This is a genomic window from Pseudomonas sp. UF-293 (genome assembly GCF_058245595.1).
Genome location: NZ_JBSICA010000003.1, coordinates 257,413 through 271,506, shown reverse-complemented (window position 1 = coordinate 271,506; position 14,094 = coordinate 257,413). Strand labels below are relative to the sequence as shown.

The window sequence follows — 14,094 nt, the reverse complement described above, 5'->3', positions numbered from 1 at the left end:
AACCGCCACTCAGACACCAAAGGCAGCTTTATCAGCGTGGATTTGATGTTTTGGGGATGGATCAATCACGCACCAGAGTGATCGTCACTTTTAGAGGCCCGGGTCGCGCGAGTATTTCCAGACCGGAATCAATCCTGCCAAGTTTGATAAGGCCACTCGAATACTTGAAGCCCTTAAGAAAAATCGCGAGATTTCCCCACGGCGCATAAAAAGCGAGGTCCCCCGCCGAAGGGGTAAAGCCTGCTGGAGCGCCCTGTGTCGACAATGGCTTGGGCAGGTCGCTGATTTTTTCGGTCGAGGCGTAGTCTTCCAGTGTCAGCTTCATCGGAAGCTGCTTAACGAAATCCTTGGAGACATCGTTGTTGTCGAGCGTTGCCGTAACCGGACCGTCTGCGTGATCGATACGTATTTTCATAATGGCTCTGCTTGGGTCCGATGGGCACCGCCTGCGGTGACCTGCATTGGATTGATCACCTTCGGAAATGTTAAAAACCAGGATGCTCGCGTGTCGGTCACCGTGGTTAACGTTCTCTCAAACTGGTGAGTTGAGGGTCAACGGATAACTTTTTATTCGCTGGAGAATCGGCTTCAATCGTTAACGCGGTGCGCCGCACGACCGCTCGCGCAACCACCATCACATAATGAGAGGTGATCGCGACGAGGCAGAGTACCGCAACCCAATGCTCGAAAAACGGGGCAACCGCGACCGTGAAATCCCAGAAGTCCAAGCTGGGATTGAACGTTAATTTAGTCCACGCGCCCAGTACCGAGAAACTCCAGATTCCGTACTCCGCCATCAAAACTGCTGCAATACGAAGTGCCATTGTTCTTGGCGTGCTTTGATAATTCAATTTCAAAGCCGAACCTAATATGGCCATGACTCGCGCCCAGTGCACGCCCACATGACTGCCTACCAAGATGACCACCCAGTAAGCTACGAACCAATGAACATCACGTATGTAAAAGTTTTCTCGGAAAGTAAAAAGAGTAATCACCGATTTTGAAATCAGAGCACTTGTCACCAGCAACGTAACGACAGCAACGATTAATAATAAGTGCCATACAAGAGAGACGACGCCACCTAGGTCATAAGGGGCCTTAAACATTCGTATAAGCCCTTTTCGGTTCCCGACGACGTGCCAGCCGATCAGTGAAAACAGGACAGCACCAAAGACCTCGTGTGCCAGATTATCGAGCCACCAATAGGCGAGCGAACACAACAGCAGCGTGGTCATCACGAGCGGAAGCGCGAAGCGTTTGATAAGGGCCATTTTCAAGGGGAAGTGCTCGACTGAAGTTTTTCGTGTCCAGCAGAAACTTTGAAATTCAGCGCCTCGTCCAAGGTGAACATGTAACTCTGTTCCCTGCGCGACCGCTGATGGCAGGCATAGCATTGGCCCACTTTCTCGTCGACCTTCACCGTTTGATCCGGCCAGAACCATTGGTACGCCCAGTCGTCAATTCCGGCGCCCGTTTTTTGCGCAACCAGATACCGCTCGAGAACATCACTCTGGTAATCCACCAAGACGACATGTGACCCCGCAGGGACAGGTTGACCCGTTTGAAGAGCATCAAGCGCGGCCTGGCTGGTGAGCATGTGCTCCCTGGTCACGCCGCGTCGTACAGTCGTGTAATGCTCCAATTGATCGAGCGGTGGAAACGTCACGGCATTCGGTTCGGCCCAGGCCAATGTCGGGCCTGTTCCATCCGGGGACAACCCGAAGGTCAGAAGCAGAGTGCCAAACCCCAACTGCCAAACCTTTCTTTTCATCCGTCAGGTCTCTTTGCTTGCTTCACTGTCTACGTTACGAGCCGCCCTGCTTTTAAGCCGACACCCCAAAATTGATGCCTGCCAAGGTATCAGCTGACGATAAAACTGAAATACCGCGCAGCGATTGAAGCCATGAATGAGATTTATCAATTCTCCTGCCTTGCCGTGGTGCTCCGGGCGGCCACCCATCAATCCAGCTCATGGTTATATGCAATCCATGCCGCTAGTGCTCCATTGTCCCTGTCGTAAAATCACGCCACGGCCCCTCGGGCTGTGCCTCCAAAGCCTTGACTGCCCCATGTCGGAACAAGGATCTACTGCTCCAGTCCCGTGAAAGATTTTTCTCAACAAGTGGAGTCCCATTGATGCCATCTCCGATCAAGCTTGAATTTTCCGAAAAGTACGACGATGAGCACGCACGGAATTATTTGCTCAAGCATCAGGATAATCTGGCTCGGCGGTTATCCCACAGACGCGATGAACAACTGGCCAGGTTGGCGTTGACCTTAGCGGGTGAGCCTGGGCTGGTCCTGGACTTGCCTTGTGGAGCCGGGCGTTTTTGGCCCTTGCTGGCGCAGAAATCCAGTCGGGTGATCATCGGTGCCGACAACTCAGCGTCCATGTTGAAAGTCGCAACTGTCGCTCAGCCTGCCGATGTGGTGAAGCGGGTACGCCCGTTGCAAACGTCTGCCTTTGATATCGATCTGCCGGACAATTCGGTCGACAGCATATTCTGCATGCGCTTGCTGCATCACATCGGAGACGCCCAGCACAGGATGGCGATATTGCGTGAATTTCACCGTGTCACCCGCGACAGCGTGATTATCTCGCTATGGGTGGACGGCAACTTCAAGGCTTGGAAACGCAAACGCGCCGAAGTGCGCCGTCGCAACAAAGGTGAACAGGACGGTTATCAAAACAGGTTCGTATTACCTGCTGCTACCGTAGAGGCAGAGTTTGAGCAGGCCGGTTTCTGCATCCAAAAGTCATTGGACTTCATACCGTACTACGCCATGTGGCGAGTGTATGTATTGCGCAAGAGATGACGGGATATTGAAACGTTCTATGTAGCCTCAAGCCGCAAACCTGATGACCTTGATCAACTGCAAGTTCCTTGCGGACAAAGCATGTCTCCATCGGTCATCAGAAACACCCCGGTAACACGACAACAATAACTACGGTCACGCTGTCATTAACCTATCCTGATAGCAGACCGCATATCAATTCTGATGGGATTTACAACTCATGCCCCCTCGAATCATATGCCACATGATCAGCTCACTGGACGGCCGCCTCGTGTCTTCTCGATGGACACCTCTCCCGAACGGGGGCAGCGAGCAAACCATTTGCAACCACTACGAGTTCATTGCCGACCGCTTGCGCGGCGACGGTTTCATCATAGGTCGAACGACCATGGAAGCATTCGATGGCATCTCTTCAAAACCACCGCTAGTTGTGGAACACAGCGGTGGCACGCGGCGCCACTCCATTGCGCATGAACCAGGGGCCCCGGTTGCAATCGTGATTGACCCCTCCGGGAAGCTGCACTACCAGACGAATACCATCGATGGCGGGCATCGGATTATCTCCATTCTCGGAGACTCGGTATCGGATGACTATTTGCAGGCGTTGCGAAATCAGGGCGTTTCCTACCTCTTCGCAGGCCCTAATTGTATAAACCTTGAGCAAGCGTTAGCGATGCTAGGCACTCAGTTTGGACTGAAGACCCTGCTACTCGAAGGCGGCGGCGTGACCAACGGGACTTTTTTGAAGGCCGGCCTGATCGATGAGATCAGCCTTTTGATTTACCCTGGAATAGATGGCTTGAGCGGGGTACCCAGCATATTTGAATACCACGGCCAGTCAGATGAACGCCCTGCGTCCGGCCAGTCGCTACGCCATATCAGTACGCAAACAATCGAGGATGGTTTCATCTGGGCCAGATACCTCGTTGCGAAGGCGCCATTGCGCACATGACACATGGCATCTATCGGTGGGTGATTCACACTGCCCGGCTATCATGAGTCGGGCAGTATGATCAGTCGAACCGCCGGTTGATCGGAAAATGTGCTGCTCTCCTGTCGCCCGCCCCTCCTTCTGACTCAGCTCATCCAGTTCCCGCCATCGACGTTGTACGTTTGTGCGACGACGTAATCGCTCTCCGAGCCCGCCAGGAAAATAGCCATTCCTACCAGATCCTCTGCCGTACCCATTCTCCCATACGGAACTTCAAGGCCGACCAGCCGCTTCTTCTCACCTAGTGGTCGGTTCTCGTGTTTGGCGAAGAGCGCGTCGACACCGTCCCAGTGTTCGCCATCGACAACCCCCGGGGCGATCGCATTGACATTGATATTGTGCTTGATGAGGTTGAGGCCAGCAGACTGCGTAAGGCTGATGACGGCCGCCTTAGTGGCGCAATAGACGCCTACCAGCGCCTCACCGCGGCGACCCGCCTGGCTGGCCATGTTGATGATCTTCCCGCCATGCCCCTGAATGATCATCTGCTTCGCTGCTGCCTGAAGCGTGAACAGCGTCCCGCTGACATTGATTGCAAAAAGCTTGTCGTAGCTTTCTCGAGTGATCTCGGTGATCGGTGCAAGATCGAACAACGCCGCGTTGTTCACAAGGATGTCCAGCTTTCCTGCGTGGGCAACAACCTCGGCGATTGCTGCATCTATGGACGCCTGGCGGGTAACGTCCATCTCCACCGCGTAAGCTTGCGGCCCAAGCTCGGAGGCTGTCGCTTGAGCTCTTTCCAGATTGATGTCGGCGATAGCGACCGTAGCGCCTTCACCGATATAGGCCAGGGCAAACGAGCGGCCAATACCGCGCGCGGAACCAGTGATCAAAGCGCTTTTACCTTCGAGACGTTTCATTGAATCTACCTTTGTGGTTCGTGGCGCGCTTCATCGAAAGAACGCGCCTGATGGAAGTCAGGCTGCGCGTGATGCCGCAGGGCTTACCGAAAGACCGCTCTCATCAAATAGATGGCAATGAGCGACATCGAGGGTGAGATAGCGCCGGGCGGCGTACGGCACTTCGCAATCCCCCTGGACACGTACCGTCAGGCTTTCTCCTGAATCGACATTTACGTGGCAGAAAGTATCGCTGCCCAGGCGCTCGGTGACATCCGTCGTGACCGGCACATGGCCTTCAGCGCCCAGGGTTAAATGCTCCGGCCGTATCCCGATCGTCACGGTTTGCCCGACCGACAATGCACTGCTGTCGCGTGGAATGAGCAAAGTGGTTCCAGAGGCGAATCCAACCTCAACCCCCGATGCATGCACGGCATGCACAGTCGCCTGCAAGAATCCCATTTTTGGTGTCCCAAGGAAGCCGGCAACGAATAGGTTGGCAGGATGATGGTAGAGCTCGAGCGGCGAGCCAATCTGCTCGATCCGTCCTGCGTTAAGCACAACCACCTTGGTGGCGAGCGTCATGGCCTCGACCTGGTCATGGGTCACGTAGATCATGGTTGCCTGCAGTTCCTTATGCAGTCGGGACAGCTCAAGGCGCGTCTGTACACGAAGGGCAGCATCAAGGTTCGACAGAGGCTCGTCGAAAAGGAAAATCTTCGGATTTCGGACAATCGCACGTCCAATGGCGACTCGTTGGCGCTGACCACCTGACAACTGCTTAGGCTTGCGGTCGAGTAGAGAACCAAGTTCGAGAATCCTTGCGGCCTCAGCGACCTTCCTTTCCACATCCGGCTTCTTCTCACCGGCCAGATCCAAGGCAAATGACAAATTCTTGCGTACCGTCATGTGCGGATATAGAGCATAGGTCTGGAATACCATGGCCAGGTCTCGCTTGGCAGGAGTCACCTCAGTGATGTCTCGGCCGTCGAGCTCGATCGTACCGCTCGTGACGTCTTCCAAACCTGCAATCAGGCGCAACAGGGTCGACTTTCCACACCCCGAAGGCCCTACGAACACCACAAATTCCTTGTCCTTAACCTCGAGATCGATGCCCTTGATGATGGACAGTCCCTCGAAACCCTTCTTGAGATTTTCTATTTTCAAAGTGGCCATGCGTAAAGTCCTGTATGAAATTTGAGCCTTCGCGAATTCAGTGGATGCTCGACGTCATCATTTGACGGCACCGAAGGACAGCCCACGAACCAGTTGCTTCTGGCTGATCCAGCCGAAGATCAAGATAGGTGCGCAAGCCAACGTGGAAACCGCGGAAAGCTTCGCCCAGAACAACCCCTCGGGGCTCGAGTAGGAAGCGATCAGCGCGGTCAGAGGCGCGGCGCTGGAGCTCGTCAGGTTGAGCGACCAGAAGGCCTCGTTCCAGCACAGGATCATCGACAGCAGCATGGTCGAGGCCAACCCACCCTTGCTAATGGGCAGCAGCACGCGCAGCATCTCCTGCCCCAGGGTCGCGCCGTCCAGTCTGGCCGCCTCCAGAATCTCGCGGGGGATGTCTTTGAAGTACGTGTAAATCATCCACACCACGATTGGCAGGTTGATCAGGGTGTAGATCACGATCAGCGCGATCCGGGTATCCAGCAACCCCGCCCCCTTCGCCAGAAGGTAAATAGGCATGAGCACCCCAACTGGAGGAAGCATCTTGGTCGATAGCATCCAAAGCAGCGTCTGCTTGGTGCGCTTGGTCTCATAGAACGCCATCGAGTAGGCCGCCGGCACCGCGATCAGCATGCACAACGCTGTAGCAGAGAAGGAAATCAGCACCGAGTTCCACGCGAAGTGGAAGTAGTCACTGCGCTCCTGGATGTGCAAGTAATTCTCCAGCGTAGGCATGAAGATGAACTGTGGCGGCGTAGCGAAGGCGTCGATCTCTGTCTTGAAACTGGTAAGCACCATCCAGAAGATCGGAAAGAACAACAGCAAAGCGGTGACCCAGGCCAAGGTGCCGAGCAGTACGCTTTGCAGGGACCGGGATTGTTTGAGCGTCATCATGGCGTTGTCCTCAGGATTTGTCGGTCAGGTTCCTGCCAATCATGCGCACCAGCACAATCGCCGCGATGTTGGCGATCACCACCGCAATCAGGCCACCGGCCGAGGCCATGCCCACATCGAACTGCACCAGTGCCTGGTTGTAAATCAGATAGGCGAGGTTGGTCGAAGCGAACCCAGGTCCGCCATTTGTCGTGGTGAAGATTTCTGCAAAAACCGACAACAGGAAAATCGTCTCGATCATCACCACCACGGCAATGGGCCTGGCCAAATGTGGCAGGGTCAAGTGCCAGAAGATGGCCAGGGCACCCGCCCCATCCAAGCGAGCGGCCTCCTTCTGCTCTTGATCGAGCGACTGCATAGCGGTCATCAGCAACAAGATCGCAAAAGGCAACCACTGCCAGGAAACGATGACAATGATCGAGAAAAGTGGGTAATGAGCCAGCCAATCGACGGGTTGTGCCCCGAAGAATTTCCATACCGTCGCGAGGATCCCGGAGACAGGGTGGAAGATCAGGTTCTTGAAGATCAGCGAACCCACGGTCGGCATGATAAAAAACGGCGAAATGAGCAGCACCCTGACTATGCCGCGTCCAAAGAACTCGCTCGCCTCAAGCAAGGCTGCAATCAAGACACCAAAAATTACGCTGATCATCAGCACGCTGCCCACCAATATCAACGTGTTAAGCGCTCCGGGAAGAAAACCCGAATCTGTCACGAAATAGGCAAAGTTTTCCAGGCCAACGAACTCGTTTTCCCCTGGATTGAGCAGGTTGTACCGAATCACCGAAAAATAAACGGTCATGGCCAGCGGCACGATCATCCAGAGCAATAAAAGTGCAACCGATGGCGACACCAGAAACCATCCTGGATTGATCAAACGGCGTGCGCGTGATGGCGCCGAGGCCGCAAGCTGGGCTCGAATAATGGAAGTGTTCATGATTATTTACCTGTGCGGCTGTGACCGCCGGCGCTAAGCCGGCGGAGGTAAGGGGCTATTTATTTTTTGGGATAGCCCGCACGCTTCATCTCGCGCTCGGTTGTGGACTGGGCAGAAGCCAGCGCTTGCTCAACCGACATTTGTCCTGTCAATGCTGCGGAGAAAAGCTTGCCTACAGATGTACCGATCGATTGAAACTCGGGGATCACCACGTACTGAATGCCTACGTAGGGAACAGGTTTGGCTGAAGGCTGCGAGGGGTCAGCGTGCTTCATCATTTGCAACGTTACCTGAGCAAACGGCGCGGCCTTGAGGTAAGCGTCGCTGTAGGTCGAGATGCGTGTACCGGGTGGCACGTTCGTGATGCCATCCTTGTCGGTCACGAGTTGGATGTACTCTTTGGAGGTGGCCCAGGTGACGAACGATTTGGCAGCCTCTTTGTGCTTGGAGGTGGCGGGAATTGCCAATGACCAGGCATATAACCACGAGGACCCCTTGTCGGTAACCTCAATAGGCGCAGGAGCGAAACCTACGCTGTCTACTACCCGGCTTTGCTCCTTATCGGTGGTGAAAGATCCAGCCACGCTTGCATCAACCCAAATCGCGCATTTTCCACTGTTGAAAAGGGCCAGTGTTTCGTTGAACCCGTTACTGGATACTCCCGGAGGCCCGTATTTCTTCAGAGTATCAATATAAAACGTCGCTGCTGCCTTCCACTCAGGACCACTGAATTCAGGCTGCCATTTCTCATCGAACCAACGCGCCCCGAAGGCGTTGGCCATCGTCGTAAGCAAGGCCATGTTTTCGCCCCAGCCAGCTTTGCCACGCAAGCACATGCCATATTGATCCTTCGAAGGATCATTGAGCTTGGCAGCAAACTCGCCCAGTTGCGACCAGGTCGGCTGTTCCGGCATCGTCAATCCTGCACCCTTGAACAGATCGGTGCGGTAGTAGGTGATGGTGCTTTCGCCGTAGAACGGCAATGCGTAGAGCGTATCGTTAACGGAAAGGCCCTGACGCACGGCAGGAAAGATATCGTCGACTTCGTAGCCGGCCGGGAGGTCCTTCATCGGCTCTAGCCAGTTCTTGGCACCCCACATCGGGGTCTCGTAGGTACCAATGGTCAACACGTCGAACTGGCCACCTTGAGTGGCAATGTCAGTGGTCAGGCGCTGACGCAGAACGTTCTCTTCGAGCACGACCCAGTTCAGTTTGATGTCGGGATGCTGCTGCTCGAAGATCTTGGATAGCCGTTGCATTCGGATCATGTCGCCGTTGTTGACCGTCGCGATGGTCAGCGTCTCAGCGGCATGGCTGGCAAGGGCGAATGACAGACCAGTAGAAAGAATTAGCGCATTCGTAATCTTCATGGGGCTCTCCACTCCAAGCCAGATGACCGGAGCTATTATTGTTGTTGTTCACCACTTGTGAGCAAAACACGACCGCATTGCAGTGGTGGGCGAATTGATTAGATCACCTGCGCGCCCCGCCCTCAAACGAATCGCGGACGCCGGATCGATACTTTTTTGATCGCGATAACCGACAGCCACGAGGGTTAAAAAAGTATCAACAAGCTGCAATAGCTGGGCTAGCAGTCCTGGACGAATTCGGCGTATGGTTGGCGCATTCGATCCACCGCATAACTATAAAAAGGGGCACGAGATGCCTGATAACCGCGCTGCTTTATTCGAGCACCGACCCGCCGACCTTGAAGTCATTCTTCCCGAACCCGATCAGAGCTTCCGATGGTACGAGCACGACTATCCATACGCCCTCGCCCGCTGGAACCACCATCCGGAATATGAAATCCACCTGATTCGAAAAGGAAGCGGCAAGCTTTTGGCTGGCGATTACATCGGACCCTTCACCGAAGGTCATGTCGCACTGATCGGCCCAGGTCTTCCCCATGACTGGATGGGAGATATCGCGCCGGGAGAACAGCTCGCAGGCCGCGACGTGGTGCTGCAGTTTGATGGCGCCGCCCTGCTCGACCTCCGAGGTTCATTGCCTGAGCTATCGGAGCTGAAAACGCTGTTTGAGATGGCACGACGCGGTATCGAATTTACTGGGAGGACAGCCATCGAAGCGGCTTTGCTGCTTGAGGCAATCGGCGAGGCGACGGGGCTTCAGCGCCTGGTCATGTTCCTGCAACTGATAGGTACCCTCGCAAGAGCGCCAAAGCGCGAAATTCGGATATTGGCCAGCGCCTGCTACTCGCCTTCACTGAACGAACGCAGCTCGGAGCGAATCAATCAGGCATTCGACTACCTGATCAATGAGCTCACGTCCGACGTCCGGCTAACCGTCATCGCAGAGCGGGTTGGAATGAGTGAGGCCGGTTTTTCGCGCTTTTTCAAACGAATCACTGGCCACGGATTCATGGACCTGATGCGCAAGCTGCGTATCCAGCGTGCATGTAGGCTACTCGTCCAGACACAGCTTTCGGTCGCCGAAATCTGCTTTGAGGTCGGATACGAAAACGTCTCCAATTTCAATCGCCACTTCCGTCATGAAATGCATCAGACCCCGAGCGACTACCGGCGTATCACTACCGTGAAGCTCTTCAACCGAGACAGTGCTCACCCACCGCTACCGATCACGCAGGTGCGGTGAGACCAAGTCTATCGATGTGACACACGAGAGTGTCCCCAGCCCGATACAAGAGAGAATGAATATGCAATTGCCGAGCGTAGTGGTGTTTGGTGAAGCACTGACCGACGTGGTTCAACACTCGCCCGGACGGTGGCAGGGCTATCCGGGTGGCGCCCCCTGGAACGTGGCCCGCGCGATGAGCCGCCTCGGCGTGCCCACTGCATTCGCCGGCTCGATCAGTACCGACTCATTGGGCGATGAGATCGCACAACAATCGAAAGCGGCCGGCCTGGACATGAGATTCCTCCAGAGAGTTGACGCTGACCCTCTGGTAGCGATCGTGCCATCCAGCCACCCTCCCCGGTATTTCTTTGCGGGCGAGGCCGATCTTCTTTTTGATGTCGACCAACTTCCGGCAGGTTGGTTGGATGCCGCTCGACTCTGTCACTTCAGCTGTATCAGCCTTGCCCGTCAGCCATTGGGGGACAGGCTTGTTGAGGTGGCCAGGAGGGCCAAGGAAGAAGGCAAGCTGATTAGCTATGACCCGAACTGGCGCAACCTGATGGACACCCGCTACCGCGAGCTGACTTTCCCGTCCATGGTGGAGCTTGCAGACATCATCAAGCTCTCGGATGAGGATCTTCGCCAGATATACCCTGGATTGAACGAAGAACAGGCCCTTCGAGAATTGCGAACAATGAATACTCGTGCCCAGATTCTTTTCACCCGTGGAGCGAAAGGCATGGTGTTGTATGACGCCGATCTAAAGTTTGAACAGCCCGCGATCGCCGTTGAAGTCGCTGATACGGTGGGTGCCGGCGATTCGAGTATGGCCGGCTGGCTCGCCTCGACACTTCTAGGCTTTCAAGAGCCGCGTGCACGATTGGAGTTCTCCGCGGCTTGTGCGTCGGTGTCTTGCTCACATGCAGGGTCTTACGCGCCTGGCCGTGAAGAAGTGAACAACTTGCTGTCAAGTCACATGCGCCACTAGTGCGGAAGCTCGCATAGAGTACCGCCTTCGATCAGCAGGCGGGGCTCAAGATACTCGTTAATTCAGTTTCCCAAGAGTGTCCAATGTCAATCACGAGCGAGGTTGAAATGTTTTCACTTGGTTTGTCATGCAGCAGCGCATGCGAAGCTGTTATCAGCGCTGGTACTACGCTTCGGTAAATGATCACTTTCAACTGTCTGTCATTTCAGAAACGATAAGGCTACCCGATGTTACTCTCGCCGCATGAGAGTGTGAGGTGCAATGCCAAATGCCTTGCGAAAAGCGTGGCTGAAATGAGAGAAGTCGGAGAAGCCGAAATCCAGCGCCGCCTGAGAAATACTGCGAACTTGACCGCGCTCAATAGCGTCGCGGCTCGCGAGCAATCGCGCCTTCCAAATTTCCGCGACCGGCGATTTCTGATGACGAGCAAAAGCGCGCGTCACAGTGCGCGTGGAGACATGGTGAGCTTGAGCAATGCGTTCGAGCGACAAGTCCACCTCAGTCATGTGTTGGTGGATGTAATTCATTATTCGGCCATACAGGTCCAGCTCATCATGAGTCTGCTTTAAATCCTGGAGTTCCAGGCTGACCACTAGAAGGTCGATCAACGTACTGGAATAACGACTGGATGCCCCCGTGCTAGGGAACCCTGAAGGCATACCTGCGGCTTGACGTAACATCTCGCGTAACGGAATCACTCCAGGGCGACGATCATCCAGTACCAAAGCTGTGCAATCGGCTATGCCGGGCAATCGCTGACTCACCAACTGTCGCGGAATGCGCACAAGGTGGTTGTCGGTACCACCAAAGCTGAATCTGAACGGCTGGGATGCGTCATAAAGAAACAGATCGTCCGCGGTGAGCTTCGTCCGTCGGTCAGCCTGTTCCAGTTCGCCATAACCGCTCCTGGTAAAGCCCAACCACAAATCGTCATTAGGATCACTGCGTAGGTGCTGGGCGGACCGCTCCCAATAGTGCAAGGGTGCGGACAACGTGCAAATGTCCAATGCCCCCATGCTATGCACCTCCAACACCCCATCGAAATCGCTCTGCGCCAGCAGTTTGCTGTCGGCGTCCAGGCAGTGATGACAGACCACATCTTTCCAGTAATCGAAGCGGAGTGGTGCCGTTACGGCAAGGGTCGAATAGTGACATGTCTGGCTCATTGCATTCACCTATCGGCAGCGATTCAACAAAAAAGCGGGGTAACGTTTTTGCGAGCCAAGCAATTAGCAGGCCACCCCAGGGCCTTATTCCAGCTGCCAGACGCACTACACGATGGCAACCGAAATACTTGGCTGGCGTATGAGTGGGTAGATCTTCCTAGACAGTCTCCTTGCAACTTCTCGGGGCGAATCGCCCCTTATTTCACGAGCCCCGCACCATTGCTGGGCATAGATATGCCGGCCATTTACACCTGTCCTTTTTAACCAAACGGTTGTCCATTCGAGCCAAGCGCATTCCATCTCCCCTCGATAATTTTCACTCCATGCCGTAGTCCCTACAAACACGAATGACGAGGTGGGTCATGCAACTACGAGAACAGCAGCGGCTGTCCGATTCATCCTGGTTTTTACAGCGATGGGACATGGCACCCGAAGAGTTTGCCACTTACCTGGTGCAGCTCGGGACCTTGGTGCTGCAACGCCGATGGAGTAATACCCACCGCAAAACAACAACAGCCACTGGAATGTAGAACAGCGAACCGTCCGTTTGAGACGGAAATAAAGGAGCCCCCCATGGAATCTGCAATCGATAAACATCTCAAATGTCCCCGGACTTTGTCCCGTCGTGTTCACGACGATTACAAGCCACCTTTCCCGATGTTTGTGGGGCGAGCTGACGAAAACGTGAAGCAAGTTGTGATGGCCTACCTCGGGGTGCAATTTCGCGACGAACAACGCGCCGCCGCCCTGCAGGCCATGCGCTACATAGACGCCAGCTTTGCCCTCGCCGATGGCCCTGGGAATCATGACCTGACCTACCACCTCGACAATCAGGGTTATGGAAACTTCATCGCCGTGGGCTACTGGCGTGATCCCGCCGCCTATCACCGCTGGTTACTTTCAGCACCTGTAGCCGACTGGTGGGGCGACGAGGCACGCCTGAACGAGGGGCTGGGGTATTTCCGCGAGGTCATCGCACCACGTGCCGAGCAGTTCGAGACGCTGTATGCATTCAAGGACGATTTGCCAGGTGTCGGCGCGGTCATGGACGGCATCAGCGGCGAGATTGAGGAGCACGGCTACTGGGGCTCGGCGCGCGACCGCTTTGCTATCTCACAGACCGACTGGATGCAGCCGACCAGCGAACTGCAAGTCATTTCAGGCGATCCCGCCAAAGGCGGTAGGGTCGTGGTACGCGGCCACGACAACCTGACGCTGATCCGCTCTGGGCAAGACTGGGTCGAGGCCGGCGAGGAAGAGCGCGCGCTCTATTTCAACGAGATGCTGCCGCCACTGCAAGACGGCATGAACTTCCTGCGTGACGAGGGGCAGGCGCTGGGCTGCTATAGCAACCGCTTCGTACGCAATATCGACCTTGATGGCAATCTCCTCGACATCGCCTATGACATCGGTCACTGGCGATCGCTCGACAAACTGGAGCGCTGGGCAGAATCCCATCCCACTCACTTACGTATTTTCACCACTTTTTTCCGAGTGATCGGAGGCCTTTCGAAGCTGCGGCTGTATCACGAGGTCTCGGTAGCGGACGGTAGCCAGCAACTGTTCGAGTACATCAACTGCCACCCGCAGACTGGAATGATGCGCGACGCGCAAGTGTCGCCCACCTGACTTCATCGCTGACTCCACTTTTAGCCCTGCGCGTTGCCTGACTGGCGATAGCGGGGCTCTTTTTGCCCGAAAAAAGGTTCTTCGAT

General features: G+C 55.1%; 14 protein-coding genes. 5 read left to right on the top strand and 9 right to left on the bottom strand.

Going from position 1 to position 14,094, the window contains the following annotated elements; translation table 11 throughout:
- Positions 1 to 61: 61 nt before the first annotated feature.
- The 3 genes from AC4IHP_RS05995 to AC4IHP_RS05985 form a co-directional block, all read right to left on the bottom strand.
- The gene (locus AC4IHP_RS05995) at positions 62 to 415 is read right to left on the bottom strand and encodes a cyclophilin-like fold protein (RefSeq protein ID WP_405123622.1); all 354 of its coding nucleotides are present in this window, start codon (positions 413 to 415) and stop codon (positions 62 to 64) included.
- A gap of 106 nt (positions 416 to 521) precedes the next feature.
- The gene (locus AC4IHP_RS05990) at positions 522 to 1,277 is read right to left on the bottom strand and encodes a hypothetical protein (RefSeq protein WP_405123621.1); all 756 of its coding nucleotides are present in this window, start codon (positions 1,275 to 1,277) and stop codon (positions 522 to 524) included.
- Positions 1,274 to 1,771, bottom strand: coding sequence for a hypothetical protein (locus tag AC4IHP_RS05985; protein WP_405123620.1), 498 nt, complete (start codon positions 1,769 to 1,771; stop codon positions 1,274 to 1,276). Before AC4IHP_RS05985 ends, AC4IHP_RS05990 begins: the two co-directional genes overlap by 4 nt.
- 365 nt (positions 1,772 to 2,136) lie before the next feature.
- Here AC4IHP_RS05985 and AC4IHP_RS05980 point away from each other — a divergent pair, with 365 nt between their 5' ends.
- Complete coding sequence (locus tag AC4IHP_RS05980; RefSeq protein WP_490831156.1) at positions 2,137 to 2,817, top strand: class I SAM-dependent methyltransferase; 681 nt, start codon at positions 2,137 to 2,139, stop codon at positions 2,815 to 2,817.
- Between the two features lie 199 nt (positions 2,818 to 3,016).
- Positions 3,017 to 3,748 carry a RibD family protein gene (locus AC4IHP_RS05975; protein WP_490831155.1) on the top strand — a complete coding sequence of 244 codons (732 nt, stop codon included), beginning with the start codon at positions 3,017 to 3,019 and terminating at the stop codon, positions 3,746 to 3,748.
- Between the two features lie 125 nt (positions 3,749 to 3,873).
- Here the strand turns inward: AC4IHP_RS05975 and AC4IHP_RS05970 are convergent, their stop codons facing one another.
- The 5 genes from AC4IHP_RS05970 to AC4IHP_RS05950 are packed head-to-tail and all read right to left on the bottom strand — an operon-like array spanning position 3,874 to position 9,000.
- Positions 3,874 to 4,647, bottom strand: a complete 774-nt coding sequence (locus AC4IHP_RS05970) for an L-iditol 2-dehydrogenase (protein ID WP_490831154.1) — start codon at positions 4,645 to 4,647, stop codon at positions 3,874 to 3,876.
- Positions 4,648 to 4,704: 57 nt separating this feature from the next.
- Entirely contained in the window at positions 4,705 to 5,802 is a 1,098-nt protein-coding gene (locus tag AC4IHP_RS05965; protein ID WP_405123616.1) for an ABC transporter ATP-binding protein, read from the bottom strand.
- Positions 5,803 to 5,859: 57 nt separating this feature from the next.
- Positions 5,860 to 6,693 carry a carbohydrate ABC transporter permease gene (locus tag AC4IHP_RS05960; protein WP_013692786.1) on the bottom strand — a complete coding sequence of 278 codons (834 nt, stop codon included), beginning with the start codon at positions 6,691 to 6,693 and terminating at the stop codon, positions 5,860 to 5,862.
- Between the two features lie 10 nt (positions 6,694 to 6,703).
- A complete protein-coding gene (locus AC4IHP_RS05955; protein WP_490831153.1) occupies positions 6,704 to 7,630 on the bottom strand; it encodes a carbohydrate ABC transporter permease in 927 nt (308 codons plus the stop codon).
- 59 nt (positions 7,631 to 7,689) lie between these two features.
- Positions 7,690 to 9,000, bottom strand: a complete 1,311-nt coding sequence (locus tag AC4IHP_RS05950) for an ABC transporter substrate-binding protein (protein WP_490831152.1) — start codon at positions 8,998 to 9,000, stop codon at positions 7,690 to 7,692.
- 292 nt (positions 9,001 to 9,292) lie between these two features.
- Here AC4IHP_RS05950 and AC4IHP_RS05945 point away from each other — a divergent pair, with 292 nt between their 5' ends.
- Both AC4IHP_RS05945 and AC4IHP_RS05940 read left to right on the top strand, forming a co-directional pair.
- Positions 9,293 to 10,243, top strand: coding sequence for an AraC family transcriptional regulator (locus AC4IHP_RS05945; RefSeq protein ID WP_490831234.1), 951 nt, complete (start codon positions 9,293 to 9,295; stop codon positions 10,241 to 10,243).
- 61 nt (positions 10,244 to 10,304) lie between these two features.
- Positions 10,305 to 11,213: a carbohydrate kinase family protein gene (locus AC4IHP_RS05940; protein WP_405123612.1), complete on the top strand. Its 909-nt coding sequence runs from the start codon at positions 10,305 to 10,307 to the stop codon at positions 11,211 to 11,213.
- A 230-nt stretch (positions 11,214 to 11,443) separates the two neighbouring features.
- On the opposite strand, the gene AC4IHP_RS05935 is transcribed toward AC4IHP_RS05940, so the two are convergent.
- On the bottom strand, positions 11,444 to 12,379 hold the full coding sequence (locus tag AC4IHP_RS05935; RefSeq protein WP_490831151.1) for an AraC-like ligand-binding domain-containing protein: 936 nt from the start codon (positions 12,377 to 12,379) through the stop codon (positions 11,444 to 11,446).
- 573 nt (positions 12,380 to 12,952) lie between these two features.
- Here AC4IHP_RS05935 and oxdA point away from each other — a divergent pair.
- On the top strand, positions 12,953 to 14,008 hold the full coding sequence (oxdA, locus tag AC4IHP_RS05930; protein WP_085530704.1) for an aliphatic aldoxime dehydratase: 1,056 nt from the start codon (positions 12,953 to 12,955) through the stop codon (positions 14,006 to 14,008).
- The last annotated feature ends 86 nt before the right edge of the window (positions 14,009 to 14,094 follow it).

Excerpts from the sequence above, each read along its gene's own strand:
- AC4IHP_RS05995 (WP_405123622.1), bottom strand. The coding sequence starts at position 415 with ATGAAAATACGTATCGATCACGCAGACGGTCCGGTTACGGCAACGCTC.
- AC4IHP_RS05985 (WP_405123620.1), bottom strand. The coding sequence starts at position 1,771 with ATGAAAAGAAAGGTTTGGCAGTTGGGGTTTGGCACTCTGCTTCTGACC.
- AC4IHP_RS05980 (WP_490831156.1), top strand. The coding sequence starts at position 2,137 with ATGCCATCTCCGATCAAGCTTGAATTTTCCGAAAAGTACGACGATGAG.
- AC4IHP_RS05975 (WP_490831155.1), top strand. The coding sequence starts at position 3,017 with ATGCCCCCTCGAATCATATGCCACATGATCAGCTCACTGGACGGCCGC.
- AC4IHP_RS05970 (WP_490831154.1), bottom strand. The coding sequence starts at position 4,647 with ATGAAACGTCTCGAAGGTAAAAGCGCTTTGATCACTGGTTCCGCGCGC.
- AC4IHP_RS05965 (WP_405123616.1), bottom strand. The coding sequence starts at position 5,802 with ATGGCCACTTTGAAAATAGAAAATCTCAAGAAGGGTTTCGAGGGACTG.
- AC4IHP_RS05960 (WP_013692786.1), bottom strand. The coding sequence starts at position 6,693 with ATGATGACGCTCAAACAATCCCGGTCCCTGCAAAGCGTACTGCTCGGC.
- AC4IHP_RS05955 (WP_490831153.1), bottom strand. The coding sequence starts at position 7,630 with ATGAACACTTCCATTATTCGAGCCCAGCTTGCGGCCTCGGCGCCATCA.
- AC4IHP_RS05950 (WP_490831152.1), bottom strand. The coding sequence starts at position 9,000 with ATGAAGATTACGAATGCGCTAATTCTTTCTACTGGTCTGTCATTCGCC.
- AC4IHP_RS05945 (WP_490831234.1), top strand. The coding sequence starts at position 9,293 with ATGCCTGATAACCGCGCTGCTTTATTCGAGCACCGACCCGCCGACCTT.
- AC4IHP_RS05940 (WP_405123612.1), top strand. The coding sequence starts at position 10,305 with ATGCAATTGCCGAGCGTAGTGGTGTTTGGTGAAGCACTGACCGACGTG.
- AC4IHP_RS05935 (WP_490831151.1), bottom strand. The coding sequence starts at position 12,379 with ATGAGCCAGACATGTCACTATTCGACCCTTGCCGTAACGGCACCACTC.
- oxdA (WP_085530704.1), top strand. The coding sequence starts at position 12,953 with ATGGAATCTGCAATCGATAAACATCTCAAATGTCCCCGGACTTTGTCC.